This window comes from Nocardia sp. CDC159, from assembly GCF_023740735.1.
In the GTDB taxonomy this organism is placed as follows: Bacteria; Actinomycetota; Actinomycetes; order Mycobacteriales; family Mycobacteriaceae; genus Nocardia; species Nocardia pulmonis.
This window is the reverse complement of record NZ_JAMRXH010000011.1, coordinates 140,880-167,597: the sequence shown is the minus strand read 5'-3', so window position 1 is coordinate 167,597 and position 26,718 is coordinate 140,880. Positions and strand designations below refer to the sequence as shown.

25 protein-coding genes and 2 tRNA genes are annotated in these 26,718 nt (G+C 67.2%); 16 read left to right on the top strand and 11 right to left on the bottom strand.

Translation table 11 applies throughout. From position 1 onward, the window contains the following. Positions 1 to 36 precede the first annotated feature (36 nt). From gyrA to NDR87_RS23740, 7 genes are all read left to right on the top strand, one after another. On the top strand, positions 37 to 2,547 hold the full coding sequence (gene gyrA / locus NDR87_RS23770) for a DNA gyrase subunit A (protein WP_251915505.1): 2,511 nt from the start codon (positions 37 to 39) through the stop codon (positions 2,545 to 2,547). Between the two features lie 45 nt (positions 2,548 to 2,592). Continuing rightward, on the top strand, positions 2,593 to 3,576 hold the full coding sequence (locus NDR87_RS23765; protein WP_251915504.1) for a DUF3566 domain-containing protein: 984 nt from the start codon (positions 2,593 to 2,595) through the stop codon (positions 3,574 to 3,576). A 114-nt stretch (positions 3,577 to 3,690) separates the two neighbouring features. After that, positions 3,691 to 3,764 (top strand) — tRNA-Ile (locus NDR87_RS23760). A 30-nt stretch (positions 3,765 to 3,794) separates the two neighbouring features. Then, on the top strand, positions 3,795 to 3,902 hold the full coding sequence (locus tag NDR87_RS23755) for a DLW-39 family protein (protein WP_251915502.1): 108 nt from the start codon (positions 3,795 to 3,797) through the stop codon (positions 3,900 to 3,902). Positions 3,903 to 3,924: 22 nt separating this feature from the next. Then, positions 3,925 to 4,000, top strand: a tRNA-Ala gene (locus tag NDR87_RS23750). Between the two features lie 365 nt (positions 4,001 to 4,365). After that, positions 4,366 to 5,445: an alpha/beta hydrolase family protein gene (locus NDR87_RS23745; protein ID WP_251915500.1), complete on the top strand. Its 1,080-nt coding sequence runs from the start codon at positions 4,366 to 4,368 to the stop codon at positions 5,443 to 5,445. A 90-nt stretch (positions 5,446 to 5,535) separates the two neighbouring features. Beyond that, positions 5,536 to 6,591: an alpha/beta hydrolase gene (locus tag NDR87_RS23740; RefSeq protein WP_372494293.1), complete on the top strand. Its 1,056-nt coding sequence runs from the start codon at positions 5,536 to 5,538 to the stop codon at positions 6,589 to 6,591. A 1,349-nt stretch (positions 6,592 to 7,940) separates the two neighbouring features. Here NDR87_RS23740 and NDR87_RS23735 read toward each other — a convergent pair. The 3 genes from NDR87_RS23735 to NDR87_RS23725 form a co-directional block, all read right to left on the bottom strand. Beyond that, entirely contained in the window at positions 7,941 to 8,357 is a 417-nt protein-coding gene (locus NDR87_RS23735) for a hemophore-related protein (protein ID WP_251915496.1), read from the bottom strand. 256 nt (positions 8,358 to 8,613) lie between these two features. Continuing rightward, positions 8,614 to 9,447 carry an NAD(P)H-binding protein gene (locus tag NDR87_RS23730; RefSeq protein ID WP_251915494.1) on the bottom strand — a complete coding sequence of 278 codons (834 nt, stop codon included), beginning with the start codon at positions 9,445 to 9,447 and terminating at the stop codon, positions 8,614 to 8,616. Positions 9,448 to 9,521: 74 nt separating this feature from the next. Next, the gene (locus NDR87_RS23725) at positions 9,522 to 9,989 is read right to left on the bottom strand and encodes an alpha/beta fold hydrolase (protein WP_251915492.1); all 468 of its coding nucleotides are present in this window, start codon (positions 9,987 to 9,989) and stop codon (positions 9,522 to 9,524) included. Between the two features lie 71 nt (positions 9,990 to 10,060). Here NDR87_RS23725 and NDR87_RS23720 point away from each other — a divergent pair, with 71 nt between their 5' ends. The 6 genes from NDR87_RS23720 (at position 10,061) to NDR87_RS23695 (ending at position 15,527) form a co-directional block, all read left to right on the top strand. Continuing rightward, a complete protein-coding gene (locus tag NDR87_RS23720) occupies positions 10,061 to 11,080 on the top strand; it encodes an adenylate/guanylate cyclase domain-containing protein (protein WP_251915490.1) in 1,020 nt (339 codons plus the stop codon). A 941-nt stretch (positions 11,081 to 12,021) separates the two neighbouring features. Beyond that, entirely contained in the window at positions 12,022 to 13,020 is a 999-nt protein-coding gene (locus NDR87_RS23715) for an ATP-binding cassette domain-containing protein (RefSeq protein ID WP_251915488.1), read from the top strand. Further along, entirely contained in the window at positions 13,017 to 13,820 is an 804-nt protein-coding gene (locus tag NDR87_RS23710; RefSeq protein ID WP_251915486.1) for an ABC transporter permease, read from the top strand. Before NDR87_RS23715 ends, NDR87_RS23710 begins: the two co-directional genes overlap by 4 nt. Positions 13,821 to 13,879: 59 nt before the next feature. Further along, the gene (locus NDR87_RS23705; RefSeq protein WP_251915484.1) at positions 13,880 to 14,077 is read left to right on the top strand and encodes a hypothetical protein; all 198 of its coding nucleotides are present in this window, start codon (positions 13,880 to 13,882) and stop codon (positions 14,075 to 14,077) included. Positions 14,078 to 14,113: 36 nt separating this feature from the next. Next, complete coding sequence (locus NDR87_RS23700; protein WP_308212140.1) at positions 14,114 to 14,641, top strand: peptidylprolyl isomerase; 528 nt, start codon at positions 14,114 to 14,116, stop codon at positions 14,639 to 14,641. 13 nt (positions 14,642 to 14,654) lie between these two features. Further along, a complete protein-coding gene (locus tag NDR87_RS23695; protein ID WP_251915480.1) occupies positions 14,655 to 15,527 on the top strand; it encodes a rhomboid family intramembrane serine protease in 873 nt (290 codons plus the stop codon). 3 nt (positions 15,528 to 15,530) lie between these two features. On the opposite strand, the gene NDR87_RS23690 is transcribed toward NDR87_RS23695, so the two are convergent. Both NDR87_RS23690 and crgA read right to left on the bottom strand, forming a co-directional pair. Then, positions 15,531 to 15,986, bottom strand: a complete 456-nt coding sequence (locus NDR87_RS23690) for a PH domain-containing protein (RefSeq protein ID WP_251915478.1) — start codon at positions 15,984 to 15,986, stop codon at positions 15,531 to 15,533. A gap of 87 nt (positions 15,987 to 16,073) precedes the next feature. Continuing rightward, positions 16,074 to 16,337: a cell division protein CrgA gene (gene crgA, locus NDR87_RS23685; protein ID WP_251915476.1), complete on the bottom strand. Its 264-nt coding sequence runs from the start codon at positions 16,335 to 16,337 to the stop codon at positions 16,074 to 16,076. A gap of 160 nt (positions 16,338 to 16,497) precedes the next feature. Here crgA and NDR87_RS23680 point away from each other — a divergent pair, with 160 nt between their 5' ends. Genes NDR87_RS23680 through NDR87_RS23670 form a run of 3 tightly spaced genes read left to right on the top strand, consistent with a single transcriptional unit; the run spans position 16,498 to position 18,346 of the window. After that, positions 16,498 to 17,136 carry an aminodeoxychorismate/anthranilate synthase component II gene (locus NDR87_RS23680; RefSeq protein WP_251915474.1) on the top strand — a complete coding sequence of 213 codons (639 nt, stop codon included), beginning with the start codon at positions 16,498 to 16,500 and terminating at the stop codon, positions 17,134 to 17,136. A gap of 23 nt (positions 17,137 to 17,159) precedes the next feature. Further along, positions 17,160 to 17,879 (top strand): dihydrofolate reductase family protein, encoded by a 720-nt coding sequence (locus NDR87_RS23675; protein ID WP_251915472.1) that lies wholly within the window; start codon positions 17,160 to 17,162, stop codon positions 17,877 to 17,879. Then, entirely contained in the window at positions 17,876 to 18,346 is a 471-nt protein-coding gene (locus NDR87_RS23670) for a dCMP deaminase (protein ID WP_251915471.1), read from the top strand. Before NDR87_RS23675 ends, NDR87_RS23670 begins: the two co-directional genes overlap by 4 nt. A gap of 15 nt (positions 18,347 to 18,361) precedes the next feature. Here the strand turns inward: NDR87_RS23670 and pknB are convergent, their stop codons facing one another. Genes pknB through NDR87_RS23640 form a run of 6 tightly spaced genes read right to left on the bottom strand, consistent with a single transcriptional unit; the run spans position 18,362 to position 26,647 of the window. Beyond that, complete coding sequence (gene pknB, locus NDR87_RS23665; protein ID WP_251915468.1) at positions 18,362 to 20,272, bottom strand: Stk1 family PASTA domain-containing Ser/Thr kinase; 1,911 nt, start codon at positions 20,270 to 20,272, stop codon at positions 18,362 to 18,364. Beyond that, positions 20,269 to 21,765 carry a protein kinase gene (locus tag NDR87_RS23660; protein WP_251915466.1) on the bottom strand — a complete coding sequence of 499 codons (1,497 nt, stop codon included), beginning with the start codon at positions 21,763 to 21,765 and terminating at the stop codon, positions 20,269 to 20,271. The genes pknB and NDR87_RS23660 overlap by 4 nt, the downstream gene beginning before the upstream one ends. A gap of 37 nt (positions 21,766 to 21,802) precedes the next feature. Beyond that, entirely contained in the window at positions 21,803 to 23,269 is a 1,467-nt protein-coding gene (locus NDR87_RS23655; RefSeq protein WP_251915463.1) for a penicillin-binding protein 2, read from the bottom strand. Further along, entirely contained in the window at positions 23,266 to 24,735 is a 1,470-nt protein-coding gene (locus NDR87_RS23650; protein ID WP_251915461.1) for an FtsW/RodA/SpoVE family cell cycle protein, read from the bottom strand. The genes NDR87_RS23655 and NDR87_RS23650 overlap by 4 nt, the downstream gene beginning before the upstream one ends. Beyond that, positions 24,735 to 26,183, bottom strand: coding sequence for a PP2C family serine/threonine-protein phosphatase (locus tag NDR87_RS23645; RefSeq protein WP_251915459.1), 1,449 nt, complete (start codon positions 26,181 to 26,183; stop codon positions 24,735 to 24,737). The genes NDR87_RS23650 and NDR87_RS23645 overlap by 1 nt, the downstream gene beginning before the upstream one ends. After that, positions 26,180 to 26,647, bottom strand: coding sequence for an FHA domain-containing protein (locus tag NDR87_RS23640; protein ID WP_251915457.1), 468 nt, complete (start codon positions 26,645 to 26,647; stop codon positions 26,180 to 26,182). The genes NDR87_RS23645 and NDR87_RS23640 overlap by 4 nt, the downstream gene beginning before the upstream one ends. Positions 26,648 to 26,718 lie beyond the last annotated feature (71 nt).

The following is a 26,718-nucleotide window of genomic DNA, read 5'->3' as shown; positions in this document are numbered from 1 at the left end:
CCGAGGGCCACGAAGACTTCAAACGGAGACGATTCCATGACCGAGACCACCCTGCCGCCCAACGGCGGCGGCGACCGCATCGAACCGGTCGACATCCAGCACGAGATGCAGAACAGCTACATCGATTACGCGATGAGCGTGATCGTGGGCCGTGCGCTGCCCGAGGTGCGCGACGGCCTCAAGCCGGTGCACCGCCGGGTGCTCTACGCGATGTACGACAACGGCTACCGCCCCGACCGCGGTTATGTGAAGTCGGCCCGCCCGGTCGCCGAGACCATGGGCAACTACCACCCGCACGGTGACGCCTCGATCTACGACACCCTCGTGCGCATGGCCCAGCCGTGGTCGCTGCGCTATCCGATGGTCGACGGCCAGGGCAACTTCGGCTCGCGCGGCAACGACGGCCCGGCCGCCATGCGCTACACCGAATGCCGTCTTACGCCGCTGGCCATGGAGATGCTGCGTGAAATCGACGAGGAGACGGTCGATTTCACGCCGAACTACGACGGCCGCTCGATGGAGCCGGTGGTTCTCCCCAGCCGCGTTCCCCAGCTGTTGATCAACGGTTCCGGCGGCATCGCCGTCGGTATGGCCACCAATATCCCGCCGCACAACCTGCGCGAGGTGGCCGAGGCGATCTTCTGGGCGCTGGACCATCACGACGCCGACGAGGAGTCCACGCTCGAGGCCTGCATGGAGCGGATCAAGGGCCCGGACTTCCCGACCAGCGGCCTGATCGTCGGCACCTCGGGCATCCAGGACGCCTACCGGACCGGTCGCGGCGCGATCCGCATGCGCGGTGTGGTGGAGATCGAGGAGGACAACCGCGGTCGCACCACCATCGTCATCACCGAGCTGCCGTACCAGGTCAACACCGACAACTTCATCAACTCGATCGCCGAGCAGGTCAAGGACGGCAAGATCGCGGGCATCTCGGACATCCACGACGAGTCCTCCGACCGCGTGGGCCTGCGCATCGTGGTCACCATCAAGCGTGACGCGATCGCCAAGGTCGTGCTGAACAACCTGTACAAGCACACCCAGCTGCAGACCAGCTTCGGCGCCAACATGCTGTCGATCGTCGACGGTGTGCCGCGCACGCTGCGCCTGGATCAGATGATCCGGCTCTACGTCACCCACCAGTTGGACGTCATCGTCCGGCGGACCCGCTATCGGCTGCGCAAGGCCGAGGAGCGCGCCCACATCCTGCGTGGTCTGGTCAAGGCGCTCGACGCGCTCGACGAGGTCATCGCGCTGATCCGGCGCTCGGCCGACACCGAAACCGCGCGCACGGGCCTGATGCAGCTGCTCGAGATCGATGAGATCCAAGCGACCGCGATCCTGGACATGCAGCTGCGCCGCCTGTCCGCCCTGGAACGCCAGAAGATCATCGACGAGTTGGCCAAGATCGAGCTCGAGATCGCCGACTACAAGGACATTCTGGAAAAGCCGGAGCGGCAGCGCGCGATCGTCCGCGACGAGCTGGCCGAGATCGTCGACAAGCACGGTGACGATCGCCGCACCCGGATCATCGCCGCCGACGGCGAGGTCAGCGACGAGGACCTGATCGCCCGCGAGGACGTGGTCGTCACCATCACCGAGACCGGCTACGCCAAGCGCACCAAGACCGACCTGTACCGCAGCCAGAAGCGCGGCGGCAAGGGCGTGCAGGGCGCGGGTCTCAAGCAGGACGACCTGGTCCGGCACTTCTTCATCACCTCGACCCACGACTGGCTGCTGTTCTTCACCAACCTCGGCCGGGTGTACCGCGCCAAGGCCTACGAGCTGCCCGAGGCCAGCCGGACCGCGCGCGGCCAGCACGTGGCGAATCTGCTGGCCTTCCAGCCGGACGAGAAGATCGCCCAGGTCATCCAGATCTCATCGTATGAGGACGCGCCCTACCTGGTGCTCGCCACCAAGAACGGTCTGGTGAAGAAGTCCAAGCTGACCGATTTCGACTCCAACCGCTCCGGTGGCATCGTCGCGGTGAACCTGCGCGACGGCGACGAATTGGTCGGCGCCGCACTGTGTTCGGCCGACGACGACCTGCTGCTGGTCTCGGCGCACGGTCAGTCGATCCGCTTCGCCGCCAACGACGAGGTGCTGCGGCCGATGGGCCGGGCCACCTCGGGCGTGCAGGGCATGCGGTTCAACGCCGACGACGAACTGCTGTCGCTGAATGTGGTCCGGGAGAACACCTACCTGCTGGTGGCCACCTCCGGCGGATACTCCAAGCGCACGGCCATCGAGGAGTACACCGCGCAGGGCCGCGGGGGTAAAGGTGTATTGACTATCCAGTACGACGAAAAGCGTGGCAGTCTGGTGGGCGCGCTCATCGTCGACGACGAGGATGAGCTCTACGCCATCACCTCCGGCGGTGGTGTCATCCGGACGGCGGCGAATCAGGTGCGCAAGGCGGGCCGACAGACCAAGGGCGTGCGATTGATGAACCTCGGCGAGGGCGATACGTTGCTTGCGATCGCACGAAACGCCGATGAGCCCGATCAGGTTTCCGGCGAAGAAGACACCAGCGGTTCCGAGAAGTAGTTTCTCCACAGGCAGCGGCGGCACGACGGATTGAAGGATCCCCAATTGACCACTCCGAACCAGCCGAATGACGAGCGGCACCACGCCAACGGTGTGACCGAGCGAATCGCGCCGTCCCCGATTCCGCCGCGACCGATCCCGCGGCCGGGGGCGTCCGGCGACAACGGACAGGGCAATGCGCCCGAAATGTCCGATAAGCCAAGCGATCCCAAGGCCGCCAAGGCGCAGGAGGGTCGCGCGGAGGCGCCCGAATCCGCCGAGGGCGGCGCCGCCCGGTTCGAGGAGGGGTGGTCGCAGCTGCCGCAGCGCGAACCGCAGTCCAACCTGAACCGGCCGGGTCAGGCGCCGGTGGCCGGGCGGCCGCCGGCGAATCCGGTCGGTCTCAATACCGGTGGCGGCCTGGGCGGTGGTGTGAGCAACGCCCGGACCACAGCGGACCTGGCGGCGAAGGCGGCGCGCAAGGAGGCCGCGATGGTGAAGTCCGTCGGCATCGACGGACCCACCCGCAGCATCGCCCGGCCGGAACTGGTCAAGGACATGCCGGACCTGTCGGAGCTGCGTCATCCGCTGCCGCCGACCGCCGAGGTGCCCGGCGCGCACGGCCCGCAGGCGGTGCCGATCTCGCCCGCGGTGCCGGTGGCGGTCGCCCAGGCGGTCACCACGGGTGAGCCGCTGCGGGCCACCGTGCAGGTGCGCCACATCGACCCGTGGTCCACGCTGAAGGTGTCGCTGGTGATCAGCGTGGCCATGTTCTTCGTGTGGATGTTGGCGGTCGGCTTCCTCTACATCGTGCTCTCGGGCATGGGTGTGTGGGACCGCCTCAACAGCACCTTCACCGATATGGTCTCCGACAACAACTCCTCCTCGACCGCCCTGATCGATGCCGGTACGGTCTTCGGCTACGCGGCCGTGGTCGGCATCATCAATGTGGTCTTGCTCACGGCGCTGTCCACGGTCGGCGTTTTCATCTACAACCAGTGCACCGATCTGGTCGGCGGCATCCAGGTCACCCTGGCCGATCCGGACTGATCCACCGTGCCCGACGGTCGGTCCCGCAAGCCCGGGACCGGCCGTTTTGGTTTTCGGGGGCGCCGTACGGTAATCTCGTGCCTCGGTTCGGGTTGTACCCCCGGACCTCGATGAGGGCCTATAGCTCAGGCGGTTAGAGCGCTTCGCTGATAACGAAGAGGTCGGAGGTTCAAGTCCTCCTAGGCCCACTCCCCGTCGATCACAGTAGGGTGGGATTCATGAAGTTTATCCTCACGCTCGCAGTTGTGGCGGCGGTCGTCTTCGCGATCGGCAAGTTCCGCCAGCGCAACGAGCCCGACATGTGGCATCAGGTAACCACCCGCTGAGCCTGCCCGCTCAGCCTCCCAAGGGGCCATAGCTCAATTGGCAGAGCACTGCCTTTGCAAGGCAGGGGTTAGGGGTTCGATTCCCCTTGGCTCCACCATCAATGTGTTCCCGCTGACCGTTCGGCCAGCGGTCTCGATGCCGCGGCCGGTTCATGTGATCGCACCGGCCGCGCCGCAGTCGTAGTACCACCGACCTCGAATCGACGAACCAGTGCCGGTGCGCGTCCGACCGCGGGGCGGACAGGGGGCGGCGGAGTCGATCAGAGTGAGATTCGATCTTGGTCTCGGAAGTGCCAGCACGACAAACATATTCGGGCTGCTGTGCGCGCGTAATCGGTCATGTCAGGCAGTCCGGTACGAATCCGGAGAACTCGACACGGCGATTTCGGATTATTCGTCGTGCCGCCCCGATCGGGTGTGTCGTTGCGGTGACGGGGAATTGCGATGTTGGTAGCTTGTGCGCATGAATTGGACCGAAAGCGCAGAAACACTCGCCTCCCGCTGTACGCGGGCCGTGGCGAATGTCGCGGTGGCCGGATTGTTTGCCGGCGTGCTGACGGCACTCGGGGGACCGGCCGCGGTGGCGGATCCGGGTGCGCATCCGGAACGCCTTGCCGCCCGGATCGTCTCCGAAGACGGTTCGAAGATTACCGATGTCGAGCGTATCGACGATCGCAATATTCGCCTGCAGGTGTACTCGGCCGCCATGGACAACACCTTCCCGGTGGAGGTGCAGCGCCCGGCGGATATGTCGCAGTCCGCGCCCACGCTTTATCTGCTCAGCGGTGTGGACGGCGGCACAAATGCCGCATCGTGGCAGGCGCAAACGGATGTGCGGCAGTTCATGTCGGACAAACACGTCAATTTGGTCATGCCGATCGGCGGGCGGTTCAGCTATTACACCGATTGGGACAAGGACGATCCGGTCCTGGGCCGCAACAAGTGGAAGACCTATCTGACCGAGGAACTGCCCCCGCTGATCGACGCTGCGCTGAACGCCAACGGCGTCAACGCGATCGCGGGCATCTCCACCTCCGGCACCTCGGTGCTCGCGCTGCCGATCGCGAAGCCCGGCCTGTATCGCGCGGCGGCCGCCTACAGCGGATGCGCTCAGGTCAGCGACCGGGTGGGCGCAACCTTCGTGAAGGGCATCATCAATGCCTTCGGCGGCGGCGACGTCGAGAACATGTGGGGCCCACTGGGATCGCCGGAATGGAAGGCCAACGATCCCTACGAGCAGGCCGACAAATTGCGCGGTGTGGAGCTCTACCTGTCCTCCGGAAACGGCCTGCCCGGCCGGTACGACGTGCTCAACGGCCCGCGCTCGCTGCCCGGTGTGGACGGCCTGGCGAATCAGTTGATCATCGGCGGCCTGATCGAGGCGGCGACCAACAACTGCACCCGCAACATGGAGAAGAAGCTTGCCTCCCTGGGGATTCCGGCGACCGTCAACTACACCGCCGGAACGCATTCGTGGGGTTACTGGCAGGATGAGCTGAAGAATTCCTGGCCGGTGCTCGCCCGCGGCCTCGGATTGGCCTGATCGGATATTTCTCGCGCACCGTGTCGGTGCGTGCGGGGTCGTAACAGTGATGCTAAAAGCTTGGGCATGACAATGACCCCGAGGGCCGATATGTCCAGTTCCGGTCGTCTCCGTGCCGCGGCCAATCTAGCGTTGTCCGGACTATTTCTGGGCACGCTGGCCGCGGCCGGGGCGACTAATGTTTCCGCCGCGCCGATGGATTCGGCGAGCCGGATCGTCACCACTGCCACCGCTCCGGATGGTTCCCGCATCGTCGGAGTCGAATCCATCGATGAGCGCAATGTGCGCCTTCAGGTGCATTCGGCCGCCATGGATCGCACCTTCCCCGTGGAAGTCCAGCTCCCCGCCGACAATTCCACGCCCCGGCCCAGCCTGTATCTGCTGGCGGGCGCCGACGGCGGGATGAGCATCGCCTCCTGGCAGGCCCAGACCGACGTCCGGGAATTCATGGCGGACAAGAACGTCAACCTGATTCTGCCCATGGGCGGCCAATTCAGTTACTACACCGATTGGATCAAGGACGATCTGGTTCTGGGCCGCAACAAGTGGAAGACCTACTTCACCGAGGAACTGCCGCCGCTGATCGATGCCGCCCTGAATGCCAACGGCGTCAACGCGATCGCGGGCATCTCGACCTCGGGCACCTCGGTACTGACGCTGCCCATCGCCAAGCCGGGGCTCTACCGGGCGGTCGCGGCCTACAGCGGCTGTGCCCAGACCAGTGATCCGATCGGCGCGAACTTCGTCAATGCCGTGGTGGAGGGTTACGGGCACGGCACCATCACCAATATGTGGGGCGAGGCCGGCTCCCCGGAGTGGAAGGCCAACGATCCCTACGAGCAGGCCGAGAAGCTGCGCGGGCTCGATCTCTACATCTCCTCCGGCGACGGCATGCCCGGCAAACACGAGGTGTTGGACGGACCGCATGTGCCCGGCGGAGTACGCGGTCTGATGGGGCAGATCATCGCGGGTGGGGTGATCGAGGCCGCCACCAACTACTGCACCCGCAATCTGGAGGCCAAGCTCGCCTCGCTCGACATCCCGGCGACCTTCGATTACAGCTCGGGCACGCACTCCTGGGGCTACTGGGAGGACAGCCTGAAGCGGTCCTGGCCGGTGCTGGCGCGCGGACTCGGTATGGCGTAACGAATTCCGGCAGAAACGAAGCGGGTCGGTCGCCCTCCGGATGGCGACCGACCCGCTTTTTCGTATGGAACGTCAGATTATGGCGATCAGCGCGCCCAGCAGGATGCTCACGAATGTGCCCAGGGCGGCAACGGCGACACCGAGAACGCTTCCGACAAGGGGGAGCAGCATAAGTCGTGATCCTTTACGAGTTGGTCGTTGATGTAGTGGGTGGTCGTACGCTGTCGGGGCTGTGTGTCAGAGGATGGCGACGATGCCGCCGAGCAGAATGCCCACGAAGGTGACCAGGGCGGCGACAGCGGCGCCGAGAATGCTTCCGACGATGGGGAGCAGCATGTGTGATTCTCCTTCTGTTGCTTGGTTGACAGTGAGGATGAAGCGGCTGTTGCGGTGTCGCTAGATGATGGCCACGACCAGGCCGAGCAGCACGCCCACGAACGTGACCAGAGCGGCGACGGCAACACCGAGGATGCTTCCGACGACGGGCAGCAGCATGATTGGTCCTTCTTTCCTGTCAGAGTGTTGTTTTGGTTTGCGAGGATTCGATCGTGCTAGATGATTGCGACGACCAGGCCGAGCAGCACGCCCACGAAAGCGACCAGGGCGGCGACGGCGACGCCGAGCAGACTGCCTACACCGGGCAGAAGCATGGAATTTCCCTTTCGTATTTCGTCTGATTTGCGAATTTCTTGCCCCTCACGCAATTCGGGCCGGGCACCGACCGGTGTCCGACCCGAATTCCATCGTTACGTCAGAGGATGGCGACGACCCCACCGAGCAGGACGCCGACAAAAGCGCACAGTGCAACGACGGCCAAACCGAGAAGACTTCCAACGCCGGGCAGAAGCATTGTTCTTCCTTCCTGATCGTCAGTTTAGGATGCATCGAGCAGTGGAGACTGCCGTGCCAATCTCGGCTTCATGACCAAATATCAACCGGCGAGCCAAAATCCGACAGATGGGATTCGGTCATGGGGCGTGATGTGTAACTTGCCAGTTATGCGGGCCGAACATCCCTCCTGCAGATGTTCGACCCGCACCCCGTTGCGACTCTCAGAGGATCGCGACGACGCTGCCGAGCAGCAGACCGACGAAAGTCACCAGAGCGGCGACGGCGACACCGAGCAGACTTCCAACACCGGGCAGAAGCATATTTCTTCCTTCCTCATTGTCAGATCCATGGTGTTCGACTAGCGACAGTGATCATGCCAACTATGGCGATGTTCTCGTTGAACCGTCGCGGCGTGTCGGAAAGTTGGCCGCGATGCGAGCAGCATACGACCGGAAAACCTAGGTACCGACGGGTCTTCCGGTGTTGTCAACGAGTGCCCGATCGGGTGGGACAAACGTTCAACGAGCCGGTGTGGACGAGCCCGGCATCGGGTACTGATGGCAGACCTCGGCGGCCTTCCGCAGCGCCGGGCCGAGGTCGGGCTTGGCGGCACTCACGTCGAGCAGCTCGCTCATGAACCCCTTTCCCGCAGACAGCTGCTGATACGCCTGCTGGCGCATATCCGACGGCTGGCTGAGGGTCATTTGCAGCATGGTCTTGTACACCGGAGCAGCATCGAGGCGTTGGGCCGACTCCGGCGCCACATCGTGCAGCGCGGCATCGACCTGCGCGAAGGAGCAGCTCGAGGTCATCAGTGGCTTGGCGTCATCGATGATGTCGCCGGAAGCGATTCCGGAGCCGAACAACGCGGCGCCTGCGGTGAATGCGCCCATCACGAGCGCGGCGACAGCGGTTCGGGTATGGGTCATCCTCATGAATTCACCCTTCGTGTAGTCGGTGGATCGAATGTCAGAGTCTGCAACCGCTCAGATGTATACCAGGGAGCGCCATCACACTGTAGTGGTTATCGAATGGCAAATGTAATCGGGCCTCGATTTTCACAATTTCGGGTAATCCTGTGGATAAACAGAACTCGATGTGCGAGTGTCCGATTTGTTCGATCGAGACCCGAACGCGCGGGCGATAAAACCTTTCTACCAGCGCATTCGGGTTTCGGTGAACTCATATGTGTCAGGCCCCGGCGGACCAAACACCCGTGGCGGCCGTGTTCCGCACATACTCGCTGAAGTCGCGCGGTTTACGACCGAGGGCGCGCTGCACCCCATCGGCCGGTTGCGAGTTGCGGCCGTCGAGCACGGTGCCGAACAGATAATCGAGCAGCCCGATCTCGTCCGCGGACAGGCCGTACGCGGTGAGCCCCGCGACGAATTCGGCACGGTCGATCGGGATGTAGGCGATTGGCCGACCCGTCGCGCGGGCGATCTCGGCCACCGCCTCGGCGAAGGTCAGGGCGCGCGGGCCGGTGATTTCGTAGACCTGTCCGTCGTGGCGGTCCTCGGTGAATGCGGCGACGGCGACGTCGGCGATATCGTCGGCGTCCACGAAGGGCTCGGGCACCGCACCCGCGGGCAGGGCCACCTCGCCCGCGAGGATGTAATCGGCGAACGCGCCCTCACTGAAGTTCTGCGCGAACCAGCCGCAGCGCAGGACGGTCCAGCGCAGGCCCGAATCCCGCACGATCTGTTCGCATTCCGCGGCCTCCGGCTCGCCGCGGCCGGACAGCAGTACCAGCTGTTCGACCCCGTGCCGTCGCGCGGCGCCGACCAGTGCGTTGATCGCATCGGGTGCGCCGGGGACGGCCAGATCGGGCTGATAGGCGATGTACACCGCGCGGACACCGGCGAGTGCGGCGTCCCAGGTGCCCCGGTCGGCCCAGTCGAACGGTGTTCGCGCCGAACGGGATCCGATGCGCACGGGCACCGAGCGCTCCCGCAGCAGGGCGGCGACGCGGCTGCCGGTCTTGCCGGTGCCGCCGAGGACGAGGACGGTATTCGAAGTGGTCATGTACTGAGTACAGCCGGGAAAGCCTGGACCCGACATGGCTCAAGCGCGCGCACACATACGCCAGCGTCCAACCGCTACGCCGAGATGCGGTGGCGGCCCAGGAATTCGGCGACCACCTCGACGAATCCGGCGCTGTCCTCGGCGGGCAGGGCGTGCCCCGCGTCGAACTCGCGATATTCCGCCCTCGGGATCGCGGCCGCGACCGCCCGCTGCTCGTCGATCTCGATGATGCGATCCTGCCCGCTGGCCAGAACCACCGTGGGAGTGATGATTCGGGGCAACCTCGGGCGAATGTCCACCTCGCGATCGACTACCAGCTGCACGGCCTGCCGGGGGTCGAGCAGGGCGGCGAATCCCGTCACCGTCTGCTCGAGTTCGGCCGTGGTCCACGCCGCCGTGGTGCGGGCATGGACGGCGGTCCGCGCCGGCAGGTGGGCCAGCGGCGGATGATGCATCCGCAACAGGTCTCCCCACAGGACGAACAGCTGGCGCAGCTCCACGGCCGACTCCTGTTCGATGATCACTCCATCTTGCGAAGCCATCCGGTCGGACACGGCCTGTGACAAATCACTGCCAGCCGGTTCGTCCCCGAAGCGGCCCGTAAGGTCGAGGTATGGGCTCCCCGGAGATGTCGAAGCTGCTGCAGTCGGTGGTGGAGCCGTATCTGCTCGACGGGCCGCGGCAGTACAACCGGGAACAGGTTGTCGAGCACTCGGGGGTGCCCTCGGAAATCTCGCGGCGGCTGTGGGTTTCGCTCGGATTCGCCGCCAATCCGGACGATACGGCGATCGAGTACACCGACGGCGACGTGGCGGCGGTGCGCAATTTCGAGAGTCTGGGCGTGCTCGCGTCGGCGGAGCTGCCCCGACAGTCCGCGGCGGCGCGCACCCTCGGGCAGTCCATGGCGCGGCTCGCGGAGTGGCAGGTGGATCTGGTGGCCGAGGAGATCGCCGCTCGCATCCGGTCGATGTCGGCCGCCCATCCCGAGGCCGATCAGGCCGAAGTCGCCCGGACCGCCACCGAGGAGGTGGTGACGGCGCTGCAGCAACTGCAGACCTATGCCTGGCGGCGCCATCTGGCCGCGGCGCTGACCCGCTCGCTGGACGGCGGCGCGGTCACCGGCGAGACGGGTGACACCGTGCGGGAATTGGCGGTCGGTTTCGCGGATATGGTCGGCTACACGCGGCTGACCCGGCATCTGGATCCGGACGAGCTGTCGGAGCTGCTGCAGACCTTCGAGACGATCACCACCGATGCCATCGCGAGCAACGGCGGCTGGGTGATCAAGAACGTCGGCGACGAGGTGATGTTCGCGGCGGAGAAGGCTGTCGAGGGCGCGCGGATCGCGCTGGCGATCCAGGAGGCGACCGCGGCCTCGGAGACGACGCCGGAGCTGCGGGTCGGGCTGGCCTACGGGGATGTGTTGGTGCGCTTCGGCGATCTGTACGGATCGGTGGTGAACATGGCCGCGCGGCTGACCGGTGTGGCCCGGCCGGGCACGGTGCTGATCGACGACGTGGCGGCGGCGCGGCTGGCGGGCGAGCCGGAGTTCACCCTGCGGCATCTGCGTAGCGTGCGGGTGCGCGGGTTCAGCCGACTGCGTTCGCATGTGCTGCGCCGCGCCGGGCGCTGAACCCGCTGAGCTGCCCGACAATCGGGCCGAAAATTAGGAGCGGGCCTCGGCGAAGGGGGGGAGTTAGCCGAGGCCCGCGTAAGGTCGGCCCGGGGGGGAGGGGCCGACGTGAACGATCCTACGCGACGATCGGCGATTGTGTGTGTATGAGGGCCGCCACTTTCCGAAGATTTTTCCCGCGAGCGATCGGCGACCGTGCCTCGCCCAGGGTGAGTGGTCCCGGACGATACCCGGCGCGAAGACCAAATGCCTTGGGGGCCAATCCGTTTCGGACCTTCGCCGATAAGGCGCAGGCGTGGCGGGCGTCTTCACGGCAACTATCAAACGATCGCCAGGGGTGTGCGGATCGGTCACGACGCTCCGCTCCCGCCTGAATCCCGGGCGTGTCGCTCCCGGCGAAAACATGCCGGGATCATGAGGGCGAACTTGCCGGGATCGCGAGGGCGTGCGCTGCAGAGTCATGCGGGAGGACCCAGCGGGAAGAGAAGGTGAGCTTTCGGGAAGGCGGTGTGGGCGGTGTGGGCGTCCTGGGGTGGTCAGGGTGGCCCGTGCCGGAACGAATTGACGAGAGTGCGGCTGGGCAACGGTCGGGGTGGCACGCCGGAATGGGGATTGTGCTGGAGGGAGGCGGGCGGGGCGATGGGCGCGGGTGCGTCGGGATGAAACGCGGGTACGTCGGAGGGGCAGGGGTGGAGGTGAGTAGGTGGGTGGGGCATAGACAGGTAGCGCACTACTCGGGAGAGTGGGGTTGGAGGCGGGGGATCATCTAATCGGCCGCATCCCGTCCGGCACCCCCGAGCACCGCCGGATCCCCGGGATGCGGCCTCCCGCCGTGTCGGCGACGTGCATAAACAGGTGAAGTTGTCGGTGCCCTCGGCAATACTGACTCGAGCAGTGGGCCGGATCACCCCACTCACCCCATCACGAACGGCAGGAACCACATGCCCGACGCCATTATCGCCGAGGGACTCGTCAAGAAATACGGCAAGCTGGTCGCCCTCGACGGCCTCGATCTGACGGTGCCAGAGGGCACGGTCACCGCGCTCCTGGGCCCCAACGGGGCCGGTAAGACCACCACGGTCCGGGTGCTGACCACGTTGCTCACCCCGGATGCGGGCCGGGCCGAGGTCGCGGGTATCGACGTGTTACGTGAACCGCAGCGGCTGCGCTCGCATATCGGTGCGTCGGGCCAGTACGCCGCGGTCGACGAATACCTGACCGGCTTCGAGAATCTCGAGATGGTCGGGCGGCTCTACCACCTCGGCGTGCAGCGAGCGAAGGAGCGGGCGCGCGAACTGCTGGAACGGTTCCGGCTCACGGAGGCCGCCGACCGGCCGGTCAAGGGCTATTCCGGCGGTATGCGCCGACGCCTGGACCTGGCGGGCGCGCTGGTCGCCAATCCGCCGGTGCTGTTCCTCGACGAGCCGACCACCGGCCTGGATCCCCGGGCGCGTCTGGATCTGTGGGATGTCATCGAGGAACTCGTCGCGGGCGGCACCACGCTGCTGCTCACCACGCAGTACATGGATGAGGCCGATCGGCTGGCCGACGCCATCGCGGTCATCGATCACGGTCGGGTTATCGCCCGCGGCACCGCCGACGAGCTCAAGACCATGGTCGGTGGCGACCGCATCGAACTGACCGTCGACCACGTCGACGCTCTGGCCGTGGCCCAGCGGGCGCTCGCGGATCTGGCGGCGGGGGAGATCCATCTGGAACCGGGTCTGCGGCGCATCACCATTCCGGTCGACGACGGCTCCCAGGCCCTGGTCGACGCCATCGGCCGACTGACCGCGCACCGGGTACGCGTCCACGATGTCGGCCTGCGGCGTCCGTCGCTGGACGATGTCTTCCTCACCCTGACCGGACACGAGGCCGAGGAGCTGGTCGGCGTGAACGAACCCGAACTGCAGCGAGCCAGCGAGGGAGGCGCCCGATGAATTCCGCGACCATGGTGGTGGCCGACAGCGTGACCATTGCCAAGCGCAATGTCATCAAGATCAAGCGCGTACCCGATGTGCTGATCTTCTCGACGCTGTCGCCCATCATGTTCGTGCTGCTGTTCGCCTTCGTCTTCGGATCGGCGATCGAACTGCAGGGCACGTCCTATCGCGAATTCCTGATCGCCGGAATCTTCGCCCAGACCGCGGTTTTCGGCGCCACCTTCACCGGTACGAGCCTGGCCGAGGATATGCAGAAGGGCATCATCGATCGCTTCCGGTCGCTGCCGATGGCCCCGTCGGCGGTGCTGGTCGGGCGCACGGTCGCGGATGTGGTGATCAATGTGGTCAGTCTGGTGGTGATGTCGCTGACCGGACTGCTGGTCGGCTGGCGGATCCGCGGTTCGCTGACCGATGCCGTGCTGGCCTATCTGCTGCTGTTGCTGTTCGCCTACGCGGTGTCCTGGATGATGGCGGTGGTCGGCCTGCTGGTGCGCACGCCCGAGGTGTTCAACAACGCCAGCTTCATGGTGATCTTCCCGCTCACCTTCATCGCCGACACCTTCGTGCCGAGCGAACGGCTGCCCACGCCGCTGCGAGTCTTCGCCGAATGGAATCCGGTATCGGCGGTGACCCGGGCGATCCGGGAACTGTTCGGCAATATCGACCCGATGGCGGCCCCACCGGACACCTGGTCGATGCGGCATCCGGTGGCGACCACGCTGATCTGGGTGGTGGCGATCATGGTGGTGTTCGTCCCGTTGGCGCTGCGGCAGTTCAAGCGCGCGGTGAGTCGCTGATCGCGCCGCGGCGACCAGCGCTTACTGCGCGAACCCGGTTGCTGTGTCACAGTGGTCGCATGCTGTTGGGGAGCTCTCGGGAATCCGGCCGGTTGCGCAACCGGCTCATTGTCGCCACCCTCGCCGCGCTTGCGGGCGGCGTCGCCTGGCTGGTGGTCAACCGGCGCCCGCAACTCCCGCAACCGGCCGCCGAACCGCCCCGGCTGGGTTACTCCACCAACGGCTCGGCGCCGCAGGGCGCGGTCCAGGTGCCGTAGCGCCGGGCCGCTCCCGGCACATGGCACGATATGGCGGTGACCTCACCGAATCAGACGGCCGTGGCGACGTTGCACACCAACCACGGCGACATCAAGATCTCGCTCTTCGGTAACCACGCCCCGAAAACGGTGCGCAACTTCATCGGCCTGGCCGATGGTTCGGCCCCGTACACCACACAGAACGCCTCCGGCGGCAGCTCGGGTCCGTTCTACGACGGGGTCACCTTCCACCGCGTGATCGATGGCTTCATGATTCAGAGTGGCGATCCCACCGGCACCGGCCGCGGCGGACCGGGTTTCGAATTCGGCGACGAGTTCCATCCCGAACTGCGTTTCGATCGGCCCTATCTGCTCGGCATGGCCAATGCCGGTCCGGGGACCAATGGGTCGCAGTTCTTCATCACCGTCAGCCCGCAGCCGCATCTGAACCGGCGACACACCATCTTCGGCGAGGTGGTGGATCCCGATTCACGCAAGGTGGTCGACGCCATCGCCGCGGCGCCGACCGACCGCAACGATCGGCCCAAGGAGCCGATCGTCATCTCCGCCGTCACGATCAGCTGAGCGAGACCCGCCTGTGAATCCCCACCCGCCCGCCCCGACCTGCTACCGCCATCGCGACCGAGTCACCGGGCTGGGGTGCACCCGGTGCGGCCGTCCGGCCTGTCCGGAATGCCTGCGCACCGCCGCGGTCGGCCAGCACTGCGTGGACTGCGTGCGGCAGGCCGGTGGGGAGGTGCGTCCGGTGCGGACGGTCGCCGGGGCCCCGGTGCAGGACAGGCCGACGCCGGTGGTGACCTACGGGCTCATCGCGCTCAATGTGGCGATCTTCGCGCTCACGGCGGCGCAGGCGGGCAGCGTCTTCGACAACGACCGCTCGGCCCTGTTCCGGGACTGGTCGCTATTCCCGCCGCTGGTCGGGCACGGCGAGTGGATTCGCGTACTGGGTGCGGGCTTTCTGCATTTCGGCCCGATTCACCTGCTGGTCAACATGTTCGCGCTGTATGTGCTCGGCCGCGACAGCGAGATCGTGCTCGGCAGGCTGCGCTATATCGCGGTGTATCTGGTGTCGCTGCTGGGCGGTTCGGCGGCCGCGCTCGCGTTCGCACCGACCCTGAGTTCCAACGCGGGTGCGTCCGGTGCGATCTACGGGCTGTTCGGCGCGATGACCGTGATCCTGTTGCGGCTGCGGCAGAGTCCGGTGCAGATGCTCGTGCTCATCGCGATCAACCTGCTCATCAGCGTGTCGCTGCCGGGCATCTCGCTGTGGGCGCATCTGGGCGGACTCGCGGCCGGAACCGCCGCGACCGCGGGCATTCTGTTCGTGCCGGAATGGCTGAGGGCACGCTCGGGCGAATCCGCCCGGTTGATCGGCTGGATGGCCGTCGGCGGGGTCGCGCTGGTGACGCTAGCGATCATCGTCGCGGCCGGATTGCAACGGGCGCTGTAGCTTTCACCGCTCGCGCGGCGCCAGCCCGTGCTCACGCATGGCATCGAGCACGTCCTGTGGATGCGTGCCCAGATCCCAGCGGCCGAAGATGAGCAGCCGGTCGTCGCCGTCGTGTTCGACATCGAGCTCCAGATTCGGCACGCGCCGGCCGAGCCGCCGGAAGCCCACGACCCGCGCCCGCAGGATCTTCTCGCGCGGATATTCGGCCGGGCCGAGCAGCCCGCGCACGATCAGACGCGGTGCGGCGCCCGGCACGATGGTCAGCCGGGGGCGCTGGCGCACGCCGAGCGCGGCCAGACCCAGCAGCAGGGCGGCCGCGAGCCCGATCAGCAGTCTGCTGGACCCGTCTCCGGTGAGCACAGCGGCTCCAGCCAGGGCAAGGCCGCCCACCGCCGCCGCGGCCAGCGCGGCCGGTGGTGTGGACCATTCGAGCCGGGATCCGGGTTCGGCTGCGGTCACAGTCCCCAATCACTCCTCGAGTTGTCCACAGCACCATCCACAAGTGTGAATGAATGACACACGTGTCATCACGTCCCGATGCGGGACTCAGCGCCACCGCATGGTCATGATGAGGCCGATGACCATCAGGCCGAATCCGATGAGGAAGTTCCAGGCGTTGAGGTCGCTCATCCACTGAATGTGGTCGGCGCCCAGGTAGTACACCAGCAGCCAGACCAGCCCGGCCAGCATGAAACCGAGCATGATGGCGACGTACCAGACCGGCGACGGGCCGCCCTTCACCTTCACGGGAGTACGGCTGGCCGGGTTGATCGTGTAATCGGTCTTCTTGCGGACCTTCGACTTGGGCATGACGTCCTCGGATTAGGCGTACAGGTCGGGCCGGCGGGCGCGGGCCGGTCTGGGTAAAGGCTATCTCAGCTGCATAGACGGATGGGGGTCGGATCGTTGTCATCCGGGCCGCCCGGTATTCCCCGCGACGGCGTGTCGATCGGCAACGTAGTCTCGAACCATGCGTGTTCTGGTCGTCGACAACTACGACAGCTTCGTGTTCAACCTGGTGCAATATCTGGGCCAGCTGGGCGTCGAGGCGACCGTGTGGCGCAACGACGATCCGAATCTCGCGGAGGTGGGCCAGGTCGTCACCGAATTCGACGGCCTGTTGATCAGTCCCGGCCCCGGCACCCCCGATCGCGCGGGGGCCAGTATCGATCTCGTCCACGCCTGTGCCCGCCAGCGCGTTCCGCTGCTCGGGGTGTGCCTGGGACATCAGGCGATCGGCGCGGCCTTCGGCGCGACCGTGACCCGCGCCCCGGAACTGCTACACGGCAAGACCAGTTCCGTCCTCCACACCGAAGCGGGTGTGCTCGCGGGGCTGCCGGATCCGTTCACCGCCACCCGCTATCACTCGTTGACCGTGCTCGAGGAGACGCTGCCCGCCGAGCTCGAGGTGATCGGGCGCACCGAAAGCGGCATCGTGATGGCCATGCGGCATCGGGAGCTGCCCATTCACGGTGTGCAGTTCCACCCGGAATCCGTACTCACCCAGGGCGGCCACCGCATGCTCGCCAATTGGCTCGGGGTGTGCGGCGAGCGTCCGGCCGAGGAACTCGTCCGGCGGCTCGAGGCGGAGGTTGCCGCGCTCGTCTGAGGTCGCCGTGATGTGATCGAGGCATGAGCCGACCGTATGTGGTGCTGTCGGTGGCGGTCAGCATCGACGGATATCTCGACGACGCCTCGCCCGAGCGGCTGCTGCTGTCCAATGCCGCCGACTTCGATCGGGTGGACGCCGTGCGCGCCGACTCCGACGCGATCCTGGTCGGGGCGGAGACCCTGCGGCGCGACAATCCCCGGCTGCTGGTCAACAGCGCGGTGCGCCGGGAACGACGGGTGGCGGCCGGAAAACCGGAGTATCCGCTCAAGGTGACCGTCACCGCGACCGGTGAACTCGATCCGGCACTGCGGTTCTGGCGATCCGGCGGTGCGAAGCTGGTGTACACCACCGACATCGGGGCCGAGCGACTCGCCGAACCGCTCGCCGGGCTGGCCGAGGTGGTGTCCCTGGGCGCCGCACTGGATTTCGCACCCCTGCTCGACGACCTCGGCGCCCGCGGCGTGCGGCGGCTGATGGTGGAGGGCGGCGGCCTGGTGCACACCGAATTCCTCTCCGCGGGTCTGGCCGACGAACTGCTCATGGCCGTCGCACCGGTGTTGGTCGGCGATCCGGCCGCGCCGCGGTTTCTGCATCCGGCCGCCTTCCCCGGCGGATCAGGGCGCAGAATGACATTGGACGACGTGACGCGCATCGGCGATATCGCCCTGCTGCGCTATCTGACCGCACCGGAGGAGATATCCGGGGACGGGAGGCGGCGAGGAATGGAAACCCCACAGTGACCGGCCGTTTCGCGCAAGCGCCGCGCGGCCACCGCTTCTGGATGCATCACGCCATCGGCCTGGCCCGGTTGTGCCCGCGCAGCTCCACCGCCTTCTCGGTGGGCGCGGTGATCGTCGGCGCCGACAATGTCGAACTGGCGCACGGCTTCTCGCGGGAAACCGACGACCGGGTGCACGCCGAGGAATCGGCGCTGAACAAACTCGGCGACGACCCCCGGCTTGCCCGCGCCACCCTGTACAGCACGCTCGAGCCCTGCTCGCGCCGCGCCTCGCCCGACCGCAGTCCCTGTACCGACCGCATCCTCGCGGCCGCGGTCCCGCGCGTCGTCATCGCCTGGCGCGAACCGGCCACCTTCGTCGAGAACTGCGTCGGCGTGGAGCGGCTGCGCGAACACGGCGTCGAGGTGATCGAGCTGTCCGACCTGGCCGAGGAGGCCATGTCGATGAACCGCCATCTGCGGCTGTAGCTTTCGGCTACCCGATCACGGCGGGCCGAGCGGCAGCACGCCGACCGAGACGGTCACCGTGCCGTTCTTGGGAAACTGGGTTCCAGGGGCGGGCTGCTGGTTGAGGATCTTGCCGACGCTGCCCGCATCGAAGGTCGCCTGGCTGATCTGGTTGATCTGGGCGAGACCGCCGGTCCAGCCGCTGGCGCGCAGCTTGTCCACGGCCTGGGCCGCGGTCAGACCCCGCAGATCGGGCATGGTGATCTGGTCGCTGGTGGCCACGCGGACGGTGACGGTGGAGCCCCGATCGGCATCCGAGCCGCCGGGCGGATCGGTGGCCAGCACCTCGCCGACCGGACGCGACGAGGTCTCCTTCTGGATGACGACCTTGAATCCGGCCGACTTCTCCAGATTCGGCTGCGCCACATCGATCTGCTGACCGACCACATCGGGCACCCGCACCTGCTCCGGCCCCTTGCCGAGGGTGATGGTGACCTTGCTGCCCGCGTCGATCTTCGATCCGGGCGCCGGATTCTGGCTGATGACCTTGTTCTTGTCCTCGATGCTGGACCAGTTCTGCTGCACCTGCGAATCCAGCAGCAGGCCCTCGGTTTTCAGGGCCTGCTCGGCCTGCTGCTGGGTGAGTTGCGCCAGCGGCGGCACCACCACCGGCTGCGGTCCGGTGGACACCTGCAGCGTCACCGTGCTGCCCTTCGGGGCACGCGACCCGCCCAGCGGCTGGGAGGAGATCACGTTGCCGACGGCCACCTTGCTGTCGGCCTTCTGCTGGATGGCGACGGAAAAGCCCGCCTTCTGCAGCTCGTCCTGGGCCTGGGCGGCCGGTTTGTCGGCCAGATCCGGAATGCTCACCTGATCGGGGCCCGCGCCCGGACCGAGCACCCAGAACAGACTCGCCACCAGGGCCAGCACCGCCGCGGCGGCGATGCCCAGCAGCACCGGGCGGCGCGATCCCCCCGGATCGGTGGCCTCCTGTTCGGCGGTGTCGTCGCCGCGCTCGACCGTACGGTAACCGCGCGGCGGCGCGTCCATGCTGCCGAGGATGGTGGTGCGGTCCTCCTCGGTCATGACCATGGGCGCCTGCGGTTTCTGGCCGCCCAGCACCCGGATCAGATCGGCGCGCATCTCGGCCGCGGTCTGGTACCGATTGGCCGGATTCTTGCTCATCGCCTCGAGGATGACCGAATCCAGTTCGCGCGGAACGCCCGGATGCACATGCGAGGGCAGCTGTGGATCCTCGCGCACATGCTGATAGGCCACCGCGATCGGCGAGTCGCCGGTGAACGGCGGTTCGCCGGTGAGGATTTCGTAGAGTACGCAGCCGACCGAATAGACGTCCGAGCGCGCGTCGACCTGTTCGCCGCGGGCCTGCTCGGGCGAAAGGTATTGGGCCGTACCGATCACCGCGGCGGTCTGGGTCATCGGATTGGAGCTGTCGGCGATCGCGCGGGCGATGCCGAAGTCCATCACCTTCACCGCACCCTGGCGGTTGATCATGATGTTGGCGGGCTTCATGTCCCGATGGACGATGCCGTTCTTGTGGCTGAAATCCAGTGCGGCACAGACATCGGCGATGATCTCCATCGCGCGCCGCGGCGGCAGCGGACCCTTGCCGCGCACGATATCGCGCAGCGTATCGCCGTCGACGTATTCCATCACGATGTAGGGCAGCGGGCCGCCGTCGACCTCCGCCTCGCCGGTGTCGTAGACCGCCACGATCGCCGGATGATTCAGCGCGGCCGCGTTCTGCGCCTCGCGCTTGAAGCGCAGATAGAAGGTGGGGTCGCGGGCCAGATCGGCCCGCAGCACCTTGATCGCCACATCCCGGCCCAGCCGAAGATCGCGAGCCCTGTGGACCTCGGACATACCGCCGAATCCGATGATCTCGCCCAGCTCGTAGCGAGAAGACAGATTCTTCGGGGTCGTCATGGCAGTCCTTGCGAGGCGGGGGTCGGAGTACTGCGGCTGTCGTTGTCGTTGAAGTTACCGTGCACCCCGCCGATGCCGGGAATTGTCGGGAGCAACGGCGGCTTGGTGGTCGTCGGCGGGCGAGTCTTGCTCGGCGTGGTCGTCGGCGGTTCGGTCGTTGTGGTGGTCGTCGTCGTGGTCGGCGGCGGGGTGGTCGTCGTGGTCGGGGGTTGGGTGGTGGTGACGATCGGCGGCGGCAGCGGGCGGGTGGTGACCGGCGGCTCGGTGGTCGTCGTGGTCGGCGGCGGCGTGGTGGTCGTGGTGACGATCGCCGGTGGCTTGTTCACCGGAGTGGTATTCGGCGTCGAGGCGGGCGGCTTACCGCTCAACAGGACCCACGCGGCCAGGCCGCCGAGCACCACCGCGCCCACGCCGAGCCCGGCCAGGGCCTTGCGCACGTTGCCGCCCGAATCGTCGCCGCGCGGCGGTGTGGTGCGGGGACCGCCGGGCATGACCGAGGTCGCGCCGGTCGGCTGGGCCTGGGGCGCACCGAGGTTGGGGGTGGCGTAGCGGGAGTAGTCGTCGCGCGGCAGCACGGCGGTCGGACCGGCCGCGGGCGGCAGCACCCGCGCGGCCCCGGTGGTGGACGAGAGCGGCCCGCCCCCGCGCGGCGGCGGGGGACGGCGGCCCGAGCGCACTGCGGCCACCGCGTCGGCGAATTCGCCGCCGCTGCGGTACCGGCGGGTCGGATCCTTGGTCATCGTGATCTCGATGAGCTCACGCACATTCGGCGGCAGGTCGGCGGGCATCGGCGGCGGCGCCTCGCGGACATGCTTCATCGCGACCGTCAGCGCGCCGTCACCGGAGAACGGGCGATGTCCGGCCAGCGCCTCGTAACCGACCACGCCCAGGGAGTACACGTCACTGGCCGAGGTGGCGTCCTCGCCGGTGGCCTGCTCGGGCGCGATGTACTGGGCCGTGCCCATCACCATGCCGGTCTTGGTGACCGGGGAGGCGTCGACCGCCTTGGCGATGCCGAAGTCGGTGATCTTCACCTGACCGGTCGGCGTCACCAGGATGTTGCCCGGCTTCACGTCCCGGTGCACCACGCCCGCGGCGTGCGCCACCTCGAGCGCGCGACCGGTCTGCTCGAGCATGTCCAGACCCTGTACGACCGACAACCGGCCGAGCCGGTTGAGCACCGCGTTGAGCGGTTCACCCTGGACCAATTCCATGACCAGATAGGCGGTCTCGCCGCCCTGCGGGTCCATGGTCTCGCCGTAGTCGTAGATACCCGCGATGCCGGGGTGATTCAGTTGCGCGGTGGTCTTCGCCTCGGTGCGGAAGCGGTGGCGGAACGTCGGATCGGCCGAGAATTCGGCCTTGAGCACCTTCACCGCGACGCGCCGGTCCAGCCGGGTGTCGAGTGCCTCCCACACCTGGCCCATGCCGCCGGTGGCGATCAGTCGTTGCAGTCGGTACCGGTCCGCGATCAACGCACCGTTGTTCAGCATTGCAGCCCCCGTAGGGTTTTCAGCGAGTTCATGACGTTCAGCCCCCCTGCATTCCGGCGTCGAGCACCTTACGGGCGATGGGTGCGGCGACGGAGCCGCCGGTGGCCGCGGTGCCGCGATCGCCGCCGTTCTCCACGATGACCGCGATCGCGATCTTCGGATCCTGCGCCGGGGCGAAGGCGAGGTACCAGGCGTGCGGCGGGGTGTTGCGCGGATCGCTGCCGTGTTCGGCCGTGCCGGTCTTGGAGGCGATCTGATAGGGGCGGGAGTCGTTGCCCCCGACGGTGTGCTTCTCCGATTCGATCATCATGGCCGTCAGCTGCGAGGCCACCTGCCTGCTGACCGCCTGGCCGACCGAGACCGGCTTGGCGCGCGACAGTTCGCTCAGATCGGGGCCCTGCAGCTGATCCACCAGATGCGGCTCCATGCGCACGCCGTTGTTGGCGACCGTCGCGGCGATCATCGCGTCGTCGAGCGGGGTCAGCGCCACATCGCGCTGGCCGATGCTGCTCTGCGCCAGCGCCGCGGTGTCGGGAATCGTTCCGACCGTGCTGTCGGCCACGGGAATCGGGATGCCCGAATGGGTGCCGATGCCGAAGGCGGCCGCGTAGTCCTTGAGCTTGGCCGCGCCGACCTTCATGCCGATCTCGGCGAAGGCGGTGTTGCAGGACAGCCGGAAGGCCTCGAGCATGGATGCGGTCGGGCCGCCGCCGCAGGTGGTGCCGTTGTAGTTCTCCAGCGGGGTGGCGGTGCCGGGCGGGGTGATGTTCGGGGCCGCGGTGAACTGGTCCTCGGGCCTGATGCCCTGCGACAGTGCGGCCGCGGCCACCACGACCTTGAACGTCGAGCCGGGCGGATAGGTCTGCGACACCGCGCGATTGAGCATCGGCTGGGTCTTGTCGGAGCTGAGCTGCTCCCACGCCTCGGTGCCCTTGGCGCCGTCGTGGCCGGACAGCCGGTTCGGGTCGTAGCTCGGGGTGGAGACCATGGTGAGGATGCGGCCGGTGCTCGGCTCGACGGCCACCACGGAGCCGGTGTAGCCCTTGCTGGTGAGCTGCTCGTAGGCGACCTTCTGCATCATCGGGTTGATCGTGGTGACCACATTGCCGCCGCGCGGATCGCGACCCGACACCAGATCGATCAATCGGCGGCCGAACAGCTGGCTGTCGGAGCCGTTGAGCACCGAATCCTCGGCCCGCTCGAGTCCGGTGCTGCCGTACTGCATGGAGTAGAAGCCGGTCACCGGTGCGTATGCCGCCGGATCGGTCGGATAGGTGCGCAGGTACTTGTAGCGGTCGTCGGTGGCGACCGAACTGGCCAGCACCGTGCCGCCCGCGGAGATCTGGCCGCGCTGGCGGGAGTACTCGTCGAGCAGCACGCGCGAATTGCGCGGATCGTTGCGCAGGCTGTCGGCCTTGATGACTTGGACGTAGGTGGCGTTGAGCAGGAGCGCGACGATCATGAACATGACGGCCATGGCGACGCGGCGTAGCGGTGTGTTCATGCCGTTTCCCCCTTCACGCCGCGGATCAACTCCGTCCGCGCATCCGCGATCGGCGCCGGTTCCCGTCTGCGGGTCGGCGCGGGCGCGCGGGCGGCGTCGGAGATCTTGACGAGCAGCGCCAGCAGTGCGTAGTTGGCCAGCAGTGAGGAGCCTCCATAGGACACGAACGGAGTGGTCAGACCCGTCAGCGGAATCAGCTTGGTAACTCCGCCGACGACCACGAACACCTGAATCGCCAGGGTGACCGACAGACCGGCCGCGAGCAACTTGCCGAAGCTGTCGCGCACCGCCAGCGCGGTGCGCAGCCCGCGCATCACCAGCATGGTGAACAGGATCAACACCGCGGTGAGCCCGATCAGGCCAAGTTCCTCACCGATGGTGGCGATGATGAAATCGGTCTTCGCGAACGGCACCTGGGAGGGTCGTCCGCTGCCGAGTCCGGTACCCGCCAGCCCACCGGTCGCCAGTCCGAACAGCGACTGCGAGATCTGATAGCCGGTGTTGTTGTAGTCGGCGAACGGGTGCAGCCAGGTCGACACGCGCACCCGGACATGGCCGAAGGCGTTGTAGGCGAAGACGAATCCGATCGCCAGCAGCGTCGCGCCGACCACCAGCCAGCCCACCCGCTCGGTCGCGATGTAGAGCAGCGCCAGCACGGTCGCGAAGATCAGCAACGAGGTGCCCAGATCCTTCTCGAACACCAGCACGCCGATGCAGACGATCCACACCGCCACGATCGGCCCGAGATCGCGGGCGCGCGGCAGCTCCAGCCCGAAGACATGCTTCCCCGCCGCGGTGAACAGATCCCGCTTGGACACCAGCACGGCCGCGAAGAAGACGATCAGCAGGATCTTGGCGAATTCGCCCGGCTGCACGCTGAATCCCGGTAATCGGATCCAGATCTTGGCGCCGTTGGTCTCGGAGAACCGGGCGGGCAGCAGGGCGGGCACCAGCAGTGCGACCAGGCCCAGCAGGCCGAGTGTGTAGTTGTAGCGGGCCAGGGTGCGGTAGTCGCGCAGCAGGATGAGCACCGCGATGAACAGCGCGATGCCCAACGCGGTCCACAGCACCTGGTCGTTGGCGTCGGCACTGGGCAGCGGCCAGGAGTTGTAGATCGCGGACTGCTCGTCGGCCAGGTCCAGCCGGTGGATCAGCACCAGCCCGAGCCCGTTGAGCACCGCCACGATCGGCAGCAGCAGCGGGTCGGCGAAGGGTGCGAACCGCCGGATCGCCAGATGCGCGACCGCGAACAGCGCCAGATAGGTCACCGCCAATTTGGCCAGATCCCAGGAGATTTCCGGATCCTGGTTGGCCTCCACCAGCACCAGTGCGACCGTGGTGATGATCACCGCCGAACCCAGCAGCAACAGTTCCACGTTGCGCCGGTTCGAGGGCGGTGGCGCGGGTGCGAACCCGCCGGGTGGACTGGGAAATGCCCCAGCGGACGGCGGCGCCGGTGCGGACATCAGTCCGCCTTCCTGCAGTTCTCCCCCGGCGTCTGAGGGGCCGGCGACGGCGTCGTCGGAACCGGTTGCTGGGCGGTGTTGTTCGTCGGGGCCGGGTTCTGCGGGGAGGGCGCGGGCGCCGAGGCGGATGGATTCTCGCCCGGTGCGGCGGGGGGCGGGGTGATGATGACCGGCGGTACCGGCGGGGTGCAGACGGGCAGCAGTTCGGTGCTGGTGAGGGTTTCGAGCTGACGGTGCGCATCGTCGAAACCGCCCGGGGGCAGGCCTTTCTCGACCTTGTCCCGGCCGGTCTGGCGCAGATCGGTGACCTGCAGCTGGCGGCAGCCGCTCGGGAAGCCCGCGCCCGGGCGCATGAGGGTCAGCTTGCCCTCGCGGCTGACGCAGGCCACCTGATCCACATCGCGGATCGAATAGCCCAGCACCGATCCGGGCAGCCCGCGCATGACCACGACATTGCCGTTGTCGGCGCCCACGTAGTAGTTGCTGCGGATCATCTTGTAGCCGACCACGAGTCCGACCGCGACGGCGCCGACGAGCGCCAGCGACAGCGTGATCCAGCGCAGCTTGTGGCCCTTGCGGGGTTCGGGCGGCTCCGGGGCGACCGCGGCGCGGCGCGGGGTCGCGCGCGGCGGGCGCATGGCCGCGGCCCGCCCGGCGGCGGTATTGGGCGGCGGGGTGTCCTCGTCCTCGCCGGACGCGGCACCGGCCACGATCGGATGGCTCTGGCCGTAATCGAGATCGATGACATCGGCGACCACGACGGTGACATTGTCCGGGCCGCCGCTGCGTAGCGCGAGCTCGATGAGCCGATCGGCCGCCTCGTCGGTGCTGCCCTCGCGCAGGGTGTTGGCGATGGTCTCGTCGCTCACCACATCGGACAGCCCGTCCGAGCAGAGCAGGTAGCGGTCGGCCGCGCGGGCCTCGCGCACGATGAGCGTCGGCTCGATCTCGTTGCCGGTCAACGCCCGCATGATCAGCGAGCGCTGCGGATGGGTGTGCGCCTGCTCGGGCGTGATGCGGCCCTCGTCGACCAGCGACTGCACGAAGGTGTCGTCGCGGGTGATCTGGGTCAGCTCGCCCCCCCGCAGCAGATAGGCGCGAGAGTCGCCGATATGGGCGAGGCCGAGTTTCTTGCCCGCGAACAGGATCGCGGTGAGCGTGGTGCCCATCCCGTCGAGCTCGGGCTCCTCCTCGACCTGATCGGCGATGGCCGCATTGCCCTCGCGCACCGCGCGATCGAGCTTGCCGAGCAGATCGTCGCCGGGTTCGTCGTCGTCGAGATGGGCGAGCGCGGCGATCATCAACTGCGACGCGACTTCGCCGGCGGCATGGCCGCCCATGCCGTCGGCGAGTGCGAGCAGGCGGGCGCCGGCGTAGACGGAGTCCTCGTTGTTGGCTCGGACGAGACCGCGGTCGCTGCGCGCTGCGTAGCGGAGAACAAGTGTCACGATCGCAGCTCGATCACTGTCTTGCCGACACGGACTGGGGTACCGAGCGGAACTCGGACCGGGGTGGTGACCTTCACTCGATCGAGATAGGTCCCGTTGGTGGAGCCCAGATCCTCGACGTACCAGTCGTCGCCCCGTGGGGACAACCGCGCGTGCCGGGTCGAGGCGTAGTCATCGGTGAGCACCAGCGTGGAGTCGTCAGCACGCCCGATGAGCACCGGCTGGGTGCCGAGCGTGATGCGAGTGCCGGCGAGTGAACCCTGAGTCACCACTAGATATTTGGCGCCCTTCTGGCCACGGCTGAAGGATGGCAGCACCGCGGAACCGCGCGCGGCCCGGGGCTGGATCCGGATGCCGGATGCCGCGTAGATGTCGCTTCGCAGGGTGCGGAGCACCGCCCATACGAACAGCCACAAGAGCAGCAGGAACCCCGCACGGGTCAATTGCAGGATCAGTCCCTGCACGGCGTTCCACCTCCTGTTCGACCGGTGCCGTAGGTACGGTTCGGCCCCCAACCGGCGTGCTGGTCAGCACG

What these genes read in the sequence shown, in the direction of transcription:
- gyrA (WP_251915505.1), top strand. Translation starts at nt 37, where the DNA reads ATGACCGAGACCACCCTGCCGCCCAACGGCGGCGGCGACCGCATCGAA.
- NDR87_RS23755 (WP_251915502.1), top strand. Translation starts at nt 3,795, where the DNA reads ATGAAGTTTATCCTCACGCTCGCAGTTGTGGCGGCGGTCGTCTTCGCG.
- NDR87_RS23745 (WP_251915500.1), top strand. Translation starts at nt 4,366, where the DNA reads ATGAATTGGACCGAAAGCGCAGAAACACTCGCCTCCCGCTGTACGCGG.
- NDR87_RS23740 (WP_372494293.1), top strand. Translation starts at nt 5,536, where the DNA reads ATGTCCAGTTCCGGTCGTCTCCGTGCCGCGGCCAATCTAGCGTTGTCC.
- NDR87_RS23735 (WP_251915496.1), bottom strand. Translation starts at nt 8,357, where the DNA reads ATGAGGATGACCCATACCCGAACCGCTGTCGCCGCGCTCGTGATGGGC.
- NDR87_RS23730 (WP_251915494.1), bottom strand. Translation starts at nt 9,447, where the DNA reads ATGACCACTTCGAATACCGTCCTCGTCCTCGGCGGCACCGGCAAGACC.
- NDR87_RS23725 (WP_251915492.1), bottom strand. Translation starts at nt 9,989, where the DNA reads ATGGCTTCGCAAGATGGAGTGATCATCGAACAGGAGTCGGCCGTGGAG.
- NDR87_RS23720 (WP_251915490.1), top strand. Translation starts at nt 10,061, where the DNA reads ATGGGCTCCCCGGAGATGTCGAAGCTGCTGCAGTCGGTGGTGGAGCCG.
- NDR87_RS23715 (WP_251915488.1), top strand. Translation starts at nt 12,022, where the DNA reads ATGCCCGACGCCATTATCGCCGAGGGACTCGTCAAGAAATACGGCAAG.
- NDR87_RS23710 (WP_251915486.1), top strand. Translation starts at nt 13,017, where the DNA reads ATGAATTCCGCGACCATGGTGGTGGCCGACAGCGTGACCATTGCCAAG.
- NDR87_RS23705 (WP_251915484.1), top strand. Translation starts at nt 13,880, where the DNA reads ATGCTGTTGGGGAGCTCTCGGGAATCCGGCCGGTTGCGCAACCGGCTC.
- crgA (WP_251915476.1), bottom strand. Translation starts at nt 16,337, where the DNA reads ATGCCCAAGTCGAAGGTCCGCAAGAAGACCGATTACACGATCAACCCG.
- NDR87_RS23680 (WP_251915474.1), top strand. Translation starts at nt 16,498, where the DNA reads ATGCGTGTTCTGGTCGTCGACAACTACGACAGCTTCGTGTTCAACCTG.
- NDR87_RS23675 (WP_251915472.1), top strand. Translation starts at nt 17,160, where the DNA reads ATGAGCCGACCGTATGTGGTGCTGTCGGTGGCGGTCAGCATCGACGGA.
- pknB (WP_251915468.1), bottom strand. Translation starts at nt 20,272, where the DNA reads ATGACGACCCCGAAGAATCTGTCTTCTCGCTACGAGCTGGGCGAGATC.
- NDR87_RS23660 (WP_251915466.1), bottom strand. Translation starts at nt 21,765, where the DNA reads ATGCTGAACAACGGTGCGTTGATCGCGGACCGGTACCGACTGCAACGA.
- NDR87_RS23655 (WP_251915463.1), bottom strand. Translation starts at nt 23,269, where the DNA reads ATGAACACACCGCTACGCCGCGTCGCCATGGCCGTCATGTTCATGATC.
- NDR87_RS23650 (WP_251915461.1), bottom strand. Translation starts at nt 24,735, where the DNA reads ATGTCCGCACCGGCGCCGCCGTCCGCTGGGGCATTTCCCAGTCCACCC.